Origin of the sequence: Telmatospirillum sp. J64-1, assembly GCF_006980715.1 — a bacterium.
Classification (GTDB): domain Bacteria; phylum Pseudomonadota; class Alphaproteobacteria; order Rhodospirillales; family Magnetospirillaceae; genus Oleiliquidispirillum; species Oleiliquidispirillum nitrogeniifigens.
The window spans coordinates 131,282-147,625 of record NZ_SBHN01000007.1 but is presented as its reverse complement, the minus strand read 5'-3'; the positions used below and the strand labels follow the sequence as shown (position 1 = coordinate 147,625).

Annotated in this window: 11 protein-coding genes; 2 read left to right on the top strand and 9 right to left on the bottom strand. The window is 58.8% G+C overall.

Going from position 1 to position 16,344, the window contains the following annotated elements:
- Positions 1-7 precede the first annotated feature (7 nt).
- On the bottom strand, positions 8-4,675 hold the full coding sequence (locus tag EPD66_RS08895; RefSeq protein WP_185961316.1) for a glycosyltransferase: 4,668 nt from the start codon (positions 4,673-4,675) through the stop codon (positions 8-10).
- A gap of 471 nt (positions 4,676-5,146) precedes the next feature.
- Between EPD66_RS08895 and EPD66_RS08890 the strand changes: the two genes are divergently transcribed.
- Together EPD66_RS08890 and wbaP are read left to right on the top strand one after the other, a co-directional pair.
- Positions 5,147-6,154 (top strand): glycosyltransferase family 2 protein, encoded by a 1,008-nt coding sequence (locus EPD66_RS08890; protein WP_142848141.1) that lies wholly within the window; start codon positions 5,147-5,149, stop codon positions 6,152-6,154.
- A gap of 68 nt (positions 6,155-6,222) precedes the next feature.
- Positions 6,223-7,659, top strand: coding sequence for an undecaprenyl-phosphate galactose phosphotransferase WbaP (wbaP, locus tag EPD66_RS08885; protein WP_185961315.1), 1,437 nt, complete (start codon positions 6,223-6,225; stop codon positions 7,657-7,659).
- A 37-nt stretch (positions 7,660-7,696) separates the two neighbouring features.
- On the opposite strand, the gene galE is transcribed toward wbaP, so the two are convergent.
- The 8 genes from galE to EPD66_RS08845 all read right to left on the bottom strand — a co-directional run bounded on the left by galE (position 7,697) and on the right by EPD66_RS08845 (position 16,336).
- Positions 7,697-8,803 carry a UDP-glucose 4-epimerase GalE gene (gene galE / locus EPD66_RS08880; RefSeq protein WP_255448425.1) on the bottom strand — a complete coding sequence of 369 codons (1,107 nt, stop codon included), beginning with the start codon at positions 8,801-8,803 and terminating at the stop codon, positions 7,697-7,699.
- Positions 8,804-9,079: 276 nt separating this feature from the next.
- Positions 9,080-9,580 (bottom strand): hypothetical protein, encoded by a 501-nt coding sequence (locus EPD66_RS08875; RefSeq protein WP_142848139.1) that lies wholly within the window; start codon positions 9,578-9,580, stop codon positions 9,080-9,082.
- A 73-nt stretch (positions 9,581-9,653) separates the two neighbouring features.
- Positions 9,654-11,480, bottom strand: coding sequence for a hypothetical protein (locus tag EPD66_RS08870; RefSeq protein WP_142848138.1), 1,827 nt, complete (start codon positions 11,478-11,480; stop codon positions 9,654-9,656).
- A 94-nt stretch (positions 11,481-11,574) separates the two neighbouring features.
- Positions 11,575-12,663: a CsgG/HfaB family protein gene (locus tag EPD66_RS08865; protein WP_142848137.1), complete on the bottom strand. Its 1,089-nt coding sequence runs from the start codon at positions 12,661-12,663 to the stop codon at positions 11,575-11,577.
- A gap of 67 nt (positions 12,664-12,730) precedes the next feature.
- Complete coding sequence (locus EPD66_RS08860; protein WP_142848136.1) at positions 12,731-13,174, bottom strand: curli assembly protein CsgF; 444 nt, start codon at positions 13,172-13,174, stop codon at positions 12,731-12,733.
- A 416-nt stretch (positions 13,175-13,590) separates the two neighbouring features.
- The gene (locus tag EPD66_RS08855; RefSeq protein WP_142848135.1) at positions 13,591-14,328 is read right to left on the bottom strand and encodes a GntR family transcriptional regulator; all 738 of its coding nucleotides are present in this window, start codon (positions 14,326-14,328) and stop codon (positions 13,591-13,593) included.
- A gap of 59 nt (positions 14,329-14,387) precedes the next feature.
- Entirely contained in the window at positions 14,388-15,404 is a 1,017-nt protein-coding gene (locus EPD66_RS08850; protein ID WP_142848134.1) for an Ldh family oxidoreductase, read from the bottom strand.
- Positions 15,401-16,336: a hydroxyacid dehydrogenase gene (locus EPD66_RS08845; RefSeq protein WP_142848133.1), complete on the bottom strand. Its 936-nt coding sequence runs from the start codon at positions 16,334-16,336 to the stop codon at positions 15,401-15,403. The genes EPD66_RS08850 and EPD66_RS08845 overlap by 4 nt, the downstream gene beginning before the upstream one ends.
- Positions 16,337-16,344 lie beyond the last annotated feature (8 nt).

Sequence of the window (16,344 nt, the reverse complement as noted above, 5' to 3'; positions counted from 1 at the left end):
GGATCCGTTAGCCGACAGGCGAGCTTAGATCACTGACTCTTGCTCTCTCACATTTGGCAACGTCTTTTGCAGCCATCTCTAGAACAGCAGAAATTATGCTGAATCCCTCTTCAAAGTCTTTGATGCTGTTTGCCGCAGCTCCGATACCTCGAAGAGCCTCTGGGCGGAGCATAACGAAGAACGGATCAATAACCTCTGCCGCGAAAACATGTTTCTTCGGATTAATCGCAAAGCTCTCTGCCTTCCGTATCGTCATATCTATAGGTAGCGTAGAACTGGCGAAAGGAGTCAAGACGTCCAGTTGAGAGCTTACAGCGTTTCCGACTCGCTGTGGAATCACAGCGTCGATAGTCGCATTGTCAGCGAGAACCTCTGCCATTTGGCGCAGCGCCTCATCTGATGCCAAAGCTCGAGCTTTCATTAAGACAACAATCCGGTCGTCCTCCGTTGCTTGCGGAAGGAGCTCTTCAATCCTACTCCATCCGCTAGCCGCTTCTTTAATTTTGTGAACAGTTAGCTTGCACCCTGTTGAACTCCAATGTTCCACACCATCTAAATGCGTGGCGGTGTTTACCAAGATGTGAAGCTCGCTAACATACCTGGATAGAGCCATAGAGCGCACAGCAGCGGACAGATTATGGAGATCCTCTACGTCAAACGCCATGACAATCCCTATCAACGGGGAAAAGTTATTCTCTTTTCTATTGTTTCTTTGATATTTTGATAGCGTCGCATTCATCTTTTTCAAGTTATCGGCATAGGTCTCCACACGCGTAATTTGATTCTCTGCCCGACCCATGAAGTACCGGGAAAGCAGGGCTGGTACGTAAGCTGGAGCCTCATATCTAGCGTAACGCGCGATAAGTTCCCAGTCGACGAGGCGGCGCATTTCTTCATTGAAGCCGCCGCAATCATTGTAGGCTTGCCGAGTATGAACGAAGCAGTTCAAGTCGATATAGTTCCGGTTTTCCAGCAGAGAAAGCCAAAAGTCACCTGCCCGCACCATGACCGGCTCCTCATCGTTGCCAACAACGTGCCATACCGATTGGCCGCAATATGCTGATGAGGCACCTGCTTCTTTTAGAGCGTTGACCATAATCAGCAAAAAATCTTCATGCCATTCATTATCTGAGTCGAGATACGCAACCACCTCGCCCCGCGATGCTGCAAGCCCAGCATTTCTCGCCGCCGATACTCCCCGATTTTGTGTCAGTTCAATCAATTGCACACGGTTTCCGGAAGCCGTGCTCGTCATATTAGCAATAGTAGAAACGGTATCATCTGTGCTGCCGTCATCCACGATGATTAGCTCAAAATTAGAGTACGTTTGTGCTAATACCGAATTCACAGCCCTGCCAATAGTTTCCGCTCGGTTAAAGGTCGGCATGATTACGGAAACAAGATCTGCTTCAGGATTTTTGCGGTATCTCGCTGAAAGGACTGCAGAGACATTGTCAAAATGCTTGACGAGCGAGGACTTCTCCGAATAGCGGGTCTCACGGTTATAGAACATCCACCGTAGTTGGTCTCTAAGGGAGCCATCTGGCACTAGGGGAACCGGCATTTTAGTTTGGATGCGCCGACGGGAGAGCTCCGAGCAATCAGCAGCTGCCCGAATGACAAATTCATGTTCTTTTCCATCCAGGAGGTGTAGAGGGAGCCTGAAGGAGAAGCCGTGATAGCCGTGGCCAATACCGGTTGCAGCCAAGTCCGCTCGATATTGGTCTGCAACGCCCTCCGTAATTACCAATCCCGTTTCATCGAGAACCTCAAGCGCAACTTTTTCCCGAACGAAGGTGGGATTGTAGGCCCAGCCGTTGAGATGGTAACCAGCCACGCCCTCGATCCGCCCAATGGCTGTAGCGCGGGGCGAAACGGCCACCTTGCAGAAGCCGATCTCGGTGCCGTCACAAGCTCGGACCATTACGTGGTGAGCTCGTCCATCGCAAAAATTGTTTGGTAGTGTCAGAGAAAAGCCGTGATTTCCACACCCGTATCCGGCTGCCTGTAGATCAGCGCGAAAATCAGCCGCGAGTTTGGTCGCTACGGCGGAACCATCAACTTCTACGGTAACCTCAACAGCTTGACCTGGCGCTTCTCGATCGACCAGCCATCCAAAAACTAGGCCATTCGTCACGCCATCAAGGCTGCCTTCAAAACGAGGGTGCCCGGCATGCGAACCTGATTTAACGAAAGCGGCATTAAGCTGCTGCATTCCATAGGTGCGGTTCTTTGCATCTTGTATTGCTAGATCAGCCAGATTTTTGAAGAAAATATAATTATCTGGAGCATTTTGTTGTATTTTACTCAGCCAAGGGTCGATGAAGCTCTTTCTGATTCTCATGCTAGTGGTGCGGACTGCTTTCGGGCAGAAATATTCCGTAAAAAGAAGCGCGTTGCGAATGTAATAATAGAAGTAGTAAGGGGCAGGCAACCCGTCACTTTCAGAGCGCTTGTGATGGTACAGCTCGGCTGCGGGAACAACGAGAAGACCAATGCCTGATCGGTGCAGTTGGAGGCACCAGTGGGTTTCTTCAAAATAAAGAAAATACTCCTCGGGAATAAAATTTCCGGCCCTAAATACTGATGTGCGGCAAAATAGGCTTGCGCCGGTCAAGTAGTCGGCTGGATATGGTTCGGTCGGAAGGGCGCTTTTCTGTTCGCCATTATAACGGTGCCCTGCATCTAGACCAAGATTAAAGCTCAGCTTCCCTCCGGCAGACCAAATCCGGCGTTTGTCGCTCCCGTAGAAGATTGCCGCTCCAAAGACGGACGCGTCAAAATGCTTTTCCGCAGCATCCACTAGATGGGCGAGCGCCCGCGGTGTCACCTCAACATCTGGATTCAATATCCAAATGTAGTCAAAATTCTGGGAAAGGCAGAATGCGATTCCTACATTGTTTCCGCCCGCATATCCCAGGTTTTCATGGGTCTTAATGCAGGTGAAGCGAATTTTGGAGTTAGGCTTATAGGTCATTAACTCATGAAAAGCTGGATCCCCTGGCGAACCATTATCGATGAGGAATATCTCCACATCGTGGAAGGAAGAAGCCTCGATCGAGGTGATAAGCCGTTCGACATCATCTAGATGGCCGTAGGCGAGGATGATGATAGCTACTCGTGCCTGCGGCCCATTCGGGCCGGGCCTGCGGCTCGCAGTGACGGTCCTTGTGATCCCGCCAACATCAAGCTCCACTTGGTGAGTTGCTGAAGCCTCTCTAATGCCGTCAGCCAGCTTCTTCCCAAAATTAGCCCAGGTGTTGGTGCGGACGCTTTCCAAAGCCCGTTCGGCAAATTCCCCGATTACGTCGCGGACCTGAATGGCCCTAGTCATCGCTTCGACTAAGGCATCCGGGGTAGACGGCTCATACAGGAAGCCATTCGAGCCATCTTCAACGACCTCAGGAATCATGCCAAGGCACGGGGCGACAACTGGACGTGCAAACGAAAGTGCGTTTAGAACTGAGCCTGACGTTAGGACGTCCCGGTATGGTAGAACTACCACATCCGCTGCGTTAAAAAACCACTGTAGTTCGTCATCAGGAACGTGCCGCTCAACCACCGTCGTATTAACGTACGCAGAAGCCATCCGTGAAACGGTATCTCCCTCATACGGTGCTACGGGCCTTCCGGCAATCAGGAGATGGCTGTCAGGGTTATGTGCTGCGACCGCGCCAAAGGCATTGAGAAGATCTTCTATCCCCTTGTAAGGCCTGAGTTGGCCGATGAAGGCGTAGACGAAGTGATTTGTTGGAATGCCAAGTCGAATTCGAGCTTTTTCTTTTGTGGTTTCGTTTACGTAGACGCCAATGTAGCTCGGATGAGGTATCACCCAAATCTTATCAGCCGGCAAATTATACTCGTCTCGCACTGCGTCTACAACAGCTTGCGAGTGAACATGAATAAAAGACGCTATGCGCGCCAGTTGCGCGCATAGATCACGCTCTATGTCTGGAAACTTACGATCATGCGAAAGCGTGTTGTGGACCGTCCAGATTACGAGACCGCCCATACTGATGAAGCTACGAAGCTTCGCCAGAAAGTGCTCCTTCCTCCGTATTGCGTCCCACTTATTGGCGGCTGGGGCGATGATCGGTGTCGTCCAGTGCATATGGAATACGGGCTGGCCTCCGAATCCTCTTGGGTTCTTCTGTGCGGCCTCAAGCGCTTCGTCAATGGTTCCCGGAGTCACTGAGAATTCATCCGGTAGAGACGCGCCAAGCAAAAACTGATAGGGATTCGTTGCTGTGTAATCTGGGTAATAGGTTATTGAGAAGGCAGTTGGTTGAGCCGTCGGAGGGCACAAGGGGTGGCGCTCTTCGTTCTGGTTGTCTTCCAACAAATAATATCCGTCAGTTAAGGCCCTTATCTCGATCTCGGAAGCCTTAACGTGGCTAGGCACCGGAATCACGAAGGCATGTCGGCCATCGCCGATTCCGGCAACGAAAAGATCCTCACGATACACATCAGCCACGCCTTCAGCGATGGCCTTACCCTGCACCACCACTTGCAGTCGAAGAGCTAAGCTTGGCGCATCAGGATACCATAGCCACCCATAGGCCCGACCGTCGTGCACACCGTCAAAACTGCCCTGAATTTTTGCCCCGGCAACCGAGTCTTCCCCTGTGGCGCTAAGTAGGGAGGCGGGTTTTATCGTGAGGTCATCCTGCAGCACTTTGGGTCTCTTTTCAAATGTTGGTCCAGGCCTGTTAGGCTTAGCGTGAAGCATCCTTCGCGAGCCAAACAGCTTTATTCCTTATTTTTTCGACTTGAACTGGAATACTTTTCCGGGAATATCGCCTCATTCTCCAAGAATTTGACGCGCCGGCCATGAGTCATTGTGAGGCTCCATGCGTTGGAACAAAAATTGCTCTTGGAACGCCCATGCACGGTCCTGTCGTTTCTCGATACATCGGTCGCTAGCATGTTGCCCCTATGATCGTCTCTCCTTCCCCACGTGCCCGATTCTTGTTGCTGTGGGATCCTGCTATCTGGCTATATCGCATATGCTAGATACCCGACGCAATAGTTGTGCAAGAAGTTTTACCTCTCTTTACCCTCTTCGGGGCTGAACGCTCACTTTTTGTGGCGTCTTTTTGTGGTTGTGGTAATCTTTTGAGCTAATTCCAAACTACGTATCCTTGTAATGCCCCCTTTTTCCGTCATCATCCCGACACTAAACGCAGAGAGCCAAGCAGTTCAGGTAGTAGAAGCCTTGCGGGCGCAGGATGCGCAACCGACGGAGGTTCTGGTCGTTGACAGTAACAGCCGCGACCGGACCACCCAGATCTTTCAGGCATTCGGTGCCCGAGTTCTCTCTCTTGGGACGCGATGCTTTGACCATGGCGGGACGAGGGAATGGGCCCGCAGCCATGTCAAGACGCCGATCATCATCTATCTTACGCAGGACTCAATCCCGGTAGGCCGGGATTGCTTCCGGAAGATCGTCGAGGCGCTGGAGGCCGATGAGAGCATCGGCATGGGTTACGGCCGGCAGATTCCCCACATGCAGGCAACGGCGTTGGCGCGGCACCATCGCGTTTATAATTACGGAGAAACCTCCCACGTCCGTTCTTTCGCAGACTTGGGCGAATTTGGCTTAAGAACCTGTTTTGCCTCCAATTCCTTCGCCGCTTATAAGATGGAAGCGCTCGATGTCGTCGGCGGCTTCCCGACGAAGACCATTTTTGGTGAGGATATGCTGGTTGCCGCCCGGATGCTGCATCAAGGGCGAAAGGTGGCTTATGTCGCCGATGCCGCCGTTTACCACTCGCACGATTACACGATTAGTGAAGAGTTTCGGCGCTATTTTGACAATGGGACCTTCCATCGTGTGAACCCGTGGATCCGTGAGCTCTTTGGAAATGCCACGGGCGAAGGATGGAGATTCGTCCGGTCAGAGGTGCTGCACGTCCTGCGAGAGGGGGCGCCATGGCTTCTGCCTTCCCTCGTCATCCGCACGATCGCAAAATACGCCGGCTTCCATTGTGGCCTTCATGGGCATCGCTTGCCTCAGGCCTGGTGCCGCCGGTTCAGTATGAATCGCGGCTACTGGTCATCTGACGAGGCTGCGACAGCCCGTCCAGTCCCGGCTCGTACTCCAGCGATGGAGGTGCCGGAGTTCGCTGCAGAAAAGCCTTTTTTGAAGTCTTGATTTTTTAACGATCTTAGCCGCGGGGAGATATGACAGCCTCACAGGAACCACCATTCGAGGCGGATTTCATGCAGACTGGTTGGGCGGAGGCAGCGTGCCGGCGTACCATAATTGCTGCAGACCTGTTTTCCGTTGCCGCCTGTCTGCTGCTGGTGCGCAATAGCCTCTCACAGGCGTCTCTCATCTGGTACAATTTCGAAGAAGGCACGGCGGTTCCTTTCGATACGCGTATTGACCCGTTCCTCCCTATGGCACTGGGCTGCCTCCTCTATTTTCGGCTTATTGGTCTCTACACGCGTCGCCGCCCATTGTGGGACGAGTTGCGCCCAATTACGAAGGCGTTCACGATCGTAGGCTTGATCGACGCGGCGCTCCTGTTTGCCAGCGGCCATGCAGGCGCTGTTGTTGTTGTCGCGTTATCGTGGCTGAGTCTGCTGATTGCGATCCCATTGTTTCGGCAGGGCGCCCGCTTCCTGCTCACCCGCTTCAACCTGTGGCGGATTCCTACCGTCATTATCGGTGCACGGGACAACGCGCGGCAGACTGCTGCCGCCTTGAAGGCCGAAGGGACGCTGGGCCTAGAGGTTAAGTGCTTGGTTCAGGTGGGCGATGACGAGCAGGATTGCCCCGCGTGCATTGATGGCATGCCGGTGGTTTCCATGAGTCCGGCCCTGCTTGAAAGACTATGCCATCCGCATGGTCCGCATGTCGTCGTTGCACTGGAAGAAAACCAGAATGCCCAGGCGGCTGACCTTATGCGCATGCTCGCGATGCGCCCCAATGCGATCGACGTGGTGCCTCCTGTGCGTGGCATGCCGCTCTACGGATTGGAGGTCAACCATCTGCTCGCGCGCGAGTTGCTGCTCTTGCGCGTGCGGAACAATCTCGCTCGTCGCGCGCCGCGCCTCATGAAGCGACTGCTCGACATTGTCGGGGCGAGCGTGCTGATCGCCCTGCTGAGCCCCGTCCTCCTGCTCATTAGCTTGCTCGTCCTGCGGACCGGTAGACCGGTCCTCTATGGACATGAGCGTATAGGTGAACATGGGCGTCCGTTTCGCTGCTTGAAGTTCCGCTCGATGGTCATAAACAGCGAACAAATCCTGCAGGATCTTCTCGCACGCGATCCGGCAGCCCGAGCTGAGTGGGAGCTGAACTACAAGCTTTATGACGACCCTCGAATTACCGACATCGGGCGTTTTCTACGCCGCACGAGCCTTGACGAGCTTCCCCAGCTTTTCAATGTTCTCCGAGGTGAGATGAGTTTGGTCGGGCCGCGGCCGATAGTCGCCTCGGAACTGCAACGGTATGGGGCAGACACCTCCTATTACCTTCTCGTCAAGCCCGGCATCACCGGCCTTTGGCAGGTGAGCGGTCGCCAGGAGGTGGACTATCCGCACCGAGTGTTCCTCGACGCTTGGTACGTCAAGAACTGGTCCCTGTGGTACGACATCTCCATCCTCTTCAGGACTGCAGGTGTGGTTCTAAAGAGACAGGGGGCGTATTAAACGGATTGCGGGTGGAGTGTTTCCCCCTGTCCGCCTTTTATGTCCCATCCTTAAAACGCCTCTTATGCCAACGCCAGGCATCGCCGATCAGGCTGTCCAGATCACTGCGGTGGGAACGCCAGCCAAGCAAAACCGAGGACAAGGTTGTATCGGAAACTAGGACGGGAGGGTCTCCTTCCCGTCTTTTTCCTTCTGCTACTGTGATTGGTCGTTCTGTAATTCTGCGTGCTGCCTCGATGACTTCGGCAACGCTCAGCCCTTCTCCGGTCCCAAGGTTGAGCGCGAAACTGGCGTCATGTTCCATGACCCGGCGCAAAGCCAGGATATGGGCCTCGGCCAGATCACTGACATGGATGTAATCGCGGATGCAGGTGCCGTCAGGGGTATCGTAATTTCGTCCGAAGACGGTGATGTTATCTCGCCGCCCTAATGCCACATCCAGAACCAACGGGATCAGATGGGTTTCTGGCGAATGGTCCTCGCCGATTTCCCCATCCGGATCGGCACCCGCCGCATTGAAATAGCGCAAGGCGGCCCAGCGCAGGCCATAGGCGGCCTCGAAGGTCGCCAGCATGCGTTCGGCTATCAACTTGCTTTCGCCATAAGGATTGATTGGCCGTTGGGGAGCGGTTTCCGGGATCGGGACCAATTCGGGAATGCCATAGGTCGCGCAGGTACTGGAAAATACCATGTGGCGGATGCCGCAATCCCGCATCGCCTCAAGCAGGGTCAAGGTGCCCACCACATTGTTGCGGTAATATTTCCCCGGATCGATCGCTGATTCTCTGACAGAGGTGAAGGCAGCGAAATGCATGACCGCAGAAATATCATATTGCCTGATAACCTGCCGCAGCCGTTCGCCATCACCAATATCACCAATCTCTAATGGCCCCCAACGCACAGCGGAGCGATGACCGTAGCTGAGATTATCGTAAACCACGGGCTGGAAACCTGCTGCCGCCAAGGCTTTGCAAGCATGGCTGCCAATATAGCCCGCACCGCCTGTGACCAAAACGGCGGTCATCTCTCCTCCTTGCTTCAGCGATATAACAAAATGCCTCACTGCTGATAGCATCCCCTCTTCGGGGCTAACAAGCGTATCGAGTTGCAGGAAAAGGTTTGTTTCACGCTGAAACGCTTTCACCGCGGCGCCCGGAAGAAGCCGCTCCGGGATTTCTTATCGACGCTGGAGATGCCCCGGAGGCTCTACGAAGAGGTCGTGCCGTCAGGGCGGGTGCGGCAGGACGGGTGGCGCGAGCTGTGGAAGTGACGTTCCCGCCAAAAAGACCCGGTGGATTTCTCCACCGGGCAAGTTTGGCTAAAGTCAGGGCCGGCGATGCGGCCACAGAGCCCAAGGGCTCTGGCGCGGGCTGACGGGCCCGTGCGGGGGAGGGTGCCGGAGAAGTCGGCACCGAGGCTGTTATCGTTTCTGGAGCGGCAGGACCACCGGTGGGGCATTGACGCCCTTCTGCAGGATCAGGGCCGGCTGCTGCGGCACCTGGTCCGGCGTCAGGCGGTTCAGCGCCCCGGCCTGATAGACGACGGTATATTGCGCTCCGGTCTGGAGGATATGGTTCTCGTTATAGGCGCCGTTCTGGTTGGCGATGACCGTGTTGCCGTTGCCGAGTTGAAGGGTTTCTGCCGAGTTGGCGGTTCCCTGCTGGGTGACCGTCGACTGATTGCCCAGCCCCAATTGATGGGCGGCGGCGCGGTTGAATGCTCCTTTCTGGCTTTGGCTCACACCGTTGCCGCTGCCGGCCTGAATGGCGATGGCGCCGCCGCCCAGGAGCAGTTCAGGCGGCGTGCCGGACAGGAGCATGGGCGGGTCAGCCAGCCTGCCCTGGTCGAGCAGCGCGGCTTCTCCGGCCAGGGCCGGTGCGGCAAGCAGGAGAAGAAGGGCAGACAGAGAGGCGATGCGCATCGTCTCACCTCCTTTGGGTGAAGGGGAAAAAGGGCGGGGCCACGCGTGGCGCCCCGCCCGAGGACAAGAAAGGCTAGTTCTGGGTCTGCCGGGCCGTATTGTTGAAGCCGACCTGATAGGCCACCGCCAGATTCGCCCCGCTCGCGCTGGTCTGGGTCTGGGTGACGCTATTGCCGCCGCCCAGCTGGACCGCCAGGGCCCGGTCGTAACTGCCCGTCTGCGACTGGGTGCCGCTGTTGCCGAAGCCGATCTGCAGCAGGCTGGCTTCGTTCGACAGGCCGCTTTGGGTCTGCGAGGCGGTGTTGCCGGCACCGTACTGCGCCACCGTCATCAGGTTGCTGCTGCCTTCCTGGTTCTGGGTAGCGGTGTTGCCGAGGCCCACCTGCAGGATGCTGGCTTCGTTGTTGTTGCCGTTCTGGAACTGATCGGCAGTGTTGCCGGCGCCGTACTGGGCGGCGGTCAGCAGGTTGTTGGTACCGCTCTGCGACTGTTCGGCGGAATTCCCGGCCCCGACCTGCTGGATGCTGGCGATGTTGTTCGAGCCGCCTTGGGTCTGGTCGGAGGTGTTGCCGATGCCGTACTGATTGACGGTCATCAGGTTGTTGTTGCCCCCCTGGACCTGGGTATTGTCGTTGCCGTAGCCGAGCTGGAGCAGGGTGGTCTCGTTATTGCTGCCGCTTTGCGTCTGGTCGGAGCTGTTGTCGATCCCGAGCTGGATGGACGAGAGGATGTTGCTGTTGCCGCTCTGGCGCTGATCGGCGTCGTTGCCATTACCCACCTGCAGGATCGTCGCCAGCTGGTTCGTGCCGCCCTGGGTCTGGCTGGACTCGTTGTTGCTTCCGAATTGCAGCGAGGTGGAGAGGCTGGTGAAGGCAAGGCTCTGGCTTTGGTCGGCGCTGTTGCCGCTGCCGCCCTGCAGGGCGAGGAGCAGGCTTGCGCCGCCGGCGCTTTGGGATTGGTCGATGTCGTTGCTGTTGCCGATCTGCGCGGCCACGGCAATATTCCCGGCCCCGACATTCTGGGACTGGTCGATGCTGTTCAGGCTGCCGAACTGGGCGCCGACGGCGACATTCCCGGCTCCCAGATTCTGGTTCTGCTCGATATCGTTCTGGGTGCCCAGTTGCAGGCCGACGGCGACATTGGCGGCGCCGAGAGACTGGTTCTGGTCGGAGGAATTGCCGGCACCGATCTGCAGGGAGAGTGCTTGGTTGGTGGTGCTCGCAGTCTGCCGTTGGTCGGCATCGTTATTGGCGCCGAGCTGCAGGATGGTGGCCGTGCCGCTATCATTGGAAACGGCGGTCGTGATGGTTCCCACGAAGGGAATCGTGGTCGATGTGCGGGTGCCCTGGACCTGGGAGGCGGTGTTGTTGTTGCCGACCTGTAGGGTCGTGGCCGTGTTGCCGCCGCCGACCTGCTGCTGGAAGCTGTCGTTGCTGGAGCCGAATTGCAGGCTGGTCACGATGCCGTTCGAGCTGTTGGGAGTGCCGATGGTGGCGTTCGGAAAGCCCTGGCGCTGGGTGGCCGTATTGTCCAGGCCGATCTGTAGGGCATTGGCCGTGTTGCCGGTACTGCCGCCGCCTTGCTGGGTCTGGGTAATGTCGTTACCCACGCCGAATTGCCGGCCGGTGGCGCTATTGTTGGTGCCGGCCTGGGTTTGGGTGGCGTCGTTGTTGCCGCCGACTTGCAGGATCGAGGCGGTGTTGCCGCTGCCGGTCTGCGCCTGGCCGCTGGAATTGCCGACGCCGAATTGCAGGCTCGAAGCGACCTGACCGTTGCTGTTCTGGCTTTGCTCGGCAAGGTTTCCGCCGCCGACCTGAAGAATATAGGCGGAAGAATCGGCCAGGACCGGGGTGGCGGAAAGAGCCGAAATAGCGACGCTGGCAAGAAGTATCTTTCGCATGAAAATTACTCCGTGGAAAATATCGGGCGGAATTGCCCGTGTGGACGATTGAAATGTCCTAATGAATGACGAGGGGGCTCTCCATTCATCGCGGTCAACTACGCGGTACCAGATGGGGCGGCCGGTCGCGTTGCGACGGGATCGGGCTGCGGCCATCGGGCAGCACGTAGGTCGGGCCGGGCGGCGGTTCGGGGACGCCCGGGGTCAGGGGCGGCGCGATTTCCGCTTCGGCGCTGCCGTTGTCATGGGCCGGCACGCGGCTGGGCGGCGGAGCGAGGCGCACGCCGTTCTGATACTCTTCCATCGTGGTGCGGAGGCTGGCGACGTTGTAGACGCCATCCCGCTGCTGGCGGTAACGCTCGATCAGGGCCGGGGCCATGTTCATGTCCTGAAGCCGCCAATAGCCGTCGATCAGCCCCTCCATGACCAGGCTGTAGACGGCCTTCTCGATGGCGCTTTTCACCGCCAGCGTGACCGGTTCGTTGGTGGTGATGCCGGTTTCCACCTCGAGCAGGTCGCGGAAGCCGATATAGCGGAAGGCGCCGCCTTGCAGGCCGACCGAATAGATCGTCTTGCTCGTATTGATGGATTTCAGCACCTCGCCGGTCTGCACCGAAATGGCGCGCAGGAAGACGGTTACGGTGTCGCGGCGGTATTCGGTATGGCCGCCGACACCCAGGAACCTGGCGCCGAAGCCGCCGGTCAGGGTGTTGCTGTCATAGCCGATGATGCCGCCATCGAGCATGACGCCGGCATAGGTCAGGGGCGGCAGTGGAGGCAGATGCGCGCCGCCATATTCCTGGCGGGTCAGGCGGATGATCTGGCGCTCCTGCAGCAGGGCCTGCAGGGAAGAGCGTTCGACGGTGGTGAACCATGAACGGTTGCCGGCGCGTTCCAGGGCGTTGATCAGAATGGATGTGGCGCCCTGGGTGACGGCCCTTGAATACTCGCTGAAACGGGAATTCGGCTTGTTCTGGCCGGTCTGGTCCTGGAACTGGTAGACAGCGACGGCGATCTTGCCTTGGGGCGGCGGCAGGGATTGCAATTCATCCAGGGCGCCGGTGGTGTATTCGTTCTCTGTCTCTTGGGAAAATACCAATTCGGGGCGAATGTCGGGAGTCGCGCAGGCCGCGAGGACGGCGCTGCCGGCAAAAGCCAGTGCGAGGCTGCGAAGACGACGCATGGTCTTGGACCTTTCGTCACGGAATTCGGGAAGTGCCTTGTGCAGGCGGGCGGGCCGCCGGGTGGGGTCAGGGAATCATGCCCTGATAGAGCGGCACGTCGTAGCGGGTGACGGCCCCGCTATCGATATTGGTCAGCACGATGCTGCGGGTGACGCCGTCATCATTGGGCGTGATGACGATCCGCGTGCTGCCGACCAGATAGGTTCCCGAATTCTGCTGAAGAATAGCATTGGTCGCATTTCCGGTAACGCTGCCGATGACCTGCTGCTGTACTTGCGAATTCAATTGTGACTGTGGATCGGTATCAATAAGAGAGAAGGGGTCGATGGCATTGGGATCCCGGTATCGATCAGTGGCATTGGCAATGCCTAAAAGATGCGAGCTGTTGAAGGGATCGCCACCGAAGGACGGATTTATGGGGCGATATACCATGCTTTCTGCAAATGCGGCGGTCGATATTGATAGAGCCGTAATGGAATAAAGAGCGACCTTTATGGTGACCTTAGCCATTAATCCTCTCCCTGTTTTAGGAGCTGTTCTTATGCTTTAGTATTTTCATATATACGTCGGAGCTGTGACGCTCTGGACACAAAAAAGATACAATTTTAATTCAATTACATTAACAGTACTTAGGTTTATTTGCAGTAATGGGATATGGCGCGAGACGTTGGTTCTGTTTGGGGAGGGGGGCTCTGCCTCGGGACTATGTCCGCGGGTGATTATTCTTCGTATGGATAGCGCCGCCTCTCGAAGGAATTACCGTCTTCGAGCCGACTCTCTATTTATTTGCTCCGAACGGAAGATGAGATGCTCTTTTCCATGTCGGAAGACGCAAAAGGCTCCGCCGCCGTCATCGCGGCGGCCGGGGGCGGGGCAGGGTGGGGGAAGAGGAAAGGCGCTGCGGCTTCCGGCGCGCCGGACCGGGACTACATCAGTTCGGTGAAATAGCGGAAGCGGTCGGTCAGGCAGCGGCTGAGGCGCCATTCGACGATGCGGCCGTCCAGCCCCCAGGCCGAGCGGTCGATCTGCAGCAGGGGATGACCCGGTGTGACGCCAAGGATGCCGGCTTCTTCCTTGGTGGCGGCGACGGCGGAAAGGAATTCCGACGACTTGACCACCATCACGCCATAGCGGGACTGGTAGAAATCATAAAGGGTGTTGAGGCCGCGTCCCTCCCGGTCGAGGTCGGGCAGCAGGCTGCTGTTCACCACGATGGTCTCGACCAGGGCGGGGACGTCGCTCAGGCTGCGCAGGCGGCGGATGAAGAAGACTTCCGCCCCCTCCGTCAGATCGAGGCGCTCGCATTCCAAGGGGGTGGCGGTCCGGCGGCCGCAATCCAGCCATTGGCTCTGCGGCGTGTGGCGGCTGCCGTCCCGGTCGACCAGACGGAAGAAATGGAACAGCGAGCGGTGCGGCGTATGCTCGGCGACGAAGGTCCCCTTGCCCTGGTACCGCACCACGATGTTTTCCTGTGCCAGTTCGTCGAGGGCCTTGCGCACCGTTCCCTGGCTGACGCCGAAATCGGCGGCCAACTGGAATTCGTTGGGCAGGGCCTCGCCCGGACGCCATGTGCCTTGCAGCAGGCGCTGGATGATCAGCGCCTTGACCTGGGCGTAAAGAGGACGGGCCTCGGTCGGGGCATGCACGGCGTCAACTCGCTTCAAGATCGTTCACCAGAGAAAAAGGAAGCATATAGCACAGGTTAGACAGGAAGGCAGGGGGATCACGACGCATGAAGTTGATCGGCGGCGGCCACCAATTCGTCATGCAGCTTGCGCGGCACGGTAATGCCCTCGGCGGTGGCGGCGCGGATTTCCTGGCGGCGGTCGCCCGGCAGGCGCACCCCCGGCTGCTCCAGGCAGGCGGTGAACAGGCGTTCGGCGCGGGCGGCAAAGCCGCTGCCGCCGACGCTTTGCGGATCGATGACCAGGAACAATTGCCCGGTGCGCGGCGGTCCGCCCTTGTCGTCGAGGAAGGGGCTGGCCTCGAAGCCGAAATGGGCATCGACCAGGGCGGCGGTCAGCAATTCGATCATCAGGCCCAGGGCCGCCCCCTTGGCCCCGGCCATGGGGGCGAGCGTGCCTTCCATCGCCGCCTTGGCGTCGGTCGTGGGGCGTCCCTCGCTGTCCAGCGCCCAGTCGGGGGGAATGGGGGTGCCGTCGCGGGCGGCGACCATGATCTTGCCACGCGCCGCGACGCTGACGGACATGTCGATCACCAGGGGCGGGTGGCCGTCGCGCGGGCAGGCGAAGGCGAGCGGGTCGGTGCCGAGCACCGGCTTGCTGCCGCCCCAGGGCGCGATGGCGGCAGGCGTGTTGGCGAAGGCCAGGGCCACCAGTCCCCGCTCGGCCAGCCATTCGACATGATGGCCCAGCACACCGCAATGATGGGAATTGGTCACCGCCACCAGCACGCATCCCTGGCTGTGCACGGCCTCCTGCGCCGCCTGCAGCCCGGCCTCGATGGCGGGATAGGCGAAGCCGTCGGCGGCATCCACGGCGATGATTCCGGGCGCGGGGCGCCTGACGCCGGGCTGGGCGGTCCCGGCGACCTTGCCGCACCGCACCTGGGCGGCATAGGCGGGCAGGCGGGACAGGCCGTGCGAGGCCAAGCCGTCGCGGTCGGCGGCGACCAGGGCGGCGGCGACGGAGCGGGCGGCCTTCGGCGCGGTGCCGGCGGCGACCAGGACCCGTTCGGCCAGGCTCTGCCATTCTGCGGGCGGAAGGGTGACGCTGCTCATGCCGAGGCCTCCAGGACGCGGCGGACATTGGCCGCCGTGACGGCGCTGACGCGGATATTGGATTCCGCCGTGACCCCGGCGATATGCGGCGTCAGGATCAGATTGGGGATATCGGCCAGGACCGAGCCGCCGGCAAGGGGTTCCTGCTCGAAGACGTCGAGCATCGCACCGCCGAGATGGCCGCTTTGCAGGGCCTGGGCCAGGGCGGCCTCGTCAAGGATGCCGCCGCGCGCGGTGTTGATGACGACCGCCCCCGGCCGCATGCGGGCAATGGCGTCGCGGCCAAGGAGGCCGCGCGTGTCCGGCGTCAGCGGTACATGAAGGCTGAGGGCATCGACCTGGGACAGCAGGCCGTCCAGGTCGTTGCAGCGCCGGACGTCGTGATCCATCCACACCGTTTCGCTGGCGCCGATATGAGGATCATAGGCCAGAACCTCGATCCCCAGGGCCCGGGCGCGTTTCGCCACCTGACGGGCGATGCCGCCGAAGCCGACCAGGCCCAGCGTCCGGCCCATGGCCTCGCCGCCGATCAACGCCTCGCGCGGCCATTGCCCTTGCGCCACGGCGGTGCTCGAGAAATAGGCGCCGCGCCACAGCATCAGCAGCCCGGTGATGACATATTCCGCCACCGCCACGTCATTGGCCCCCGTGGCGGGCAGGACGGCGATGCCCCGGTCGCGGCAGGCGCCGACATCGATATTGTCCAGCCCGACGCCCAGGCGGCCGACGACCCTCAGATTCCGGCATTGCTCGATCAGCGGCGCCCTGACCTGGGTGCGGTTGCGGACGATGATCGCGCGGGCTTGGCTTGCGGTCTGGACCAGCCTTTCCGGCTGGTCCACCAGGGACGGGTCGTAAAGCACGCGGAAATCGGAGGCCAGGCTGGCGACGGCGGCCTCGTCCATGAATTCGGAAATGACGATATCGGACACGACAAGGG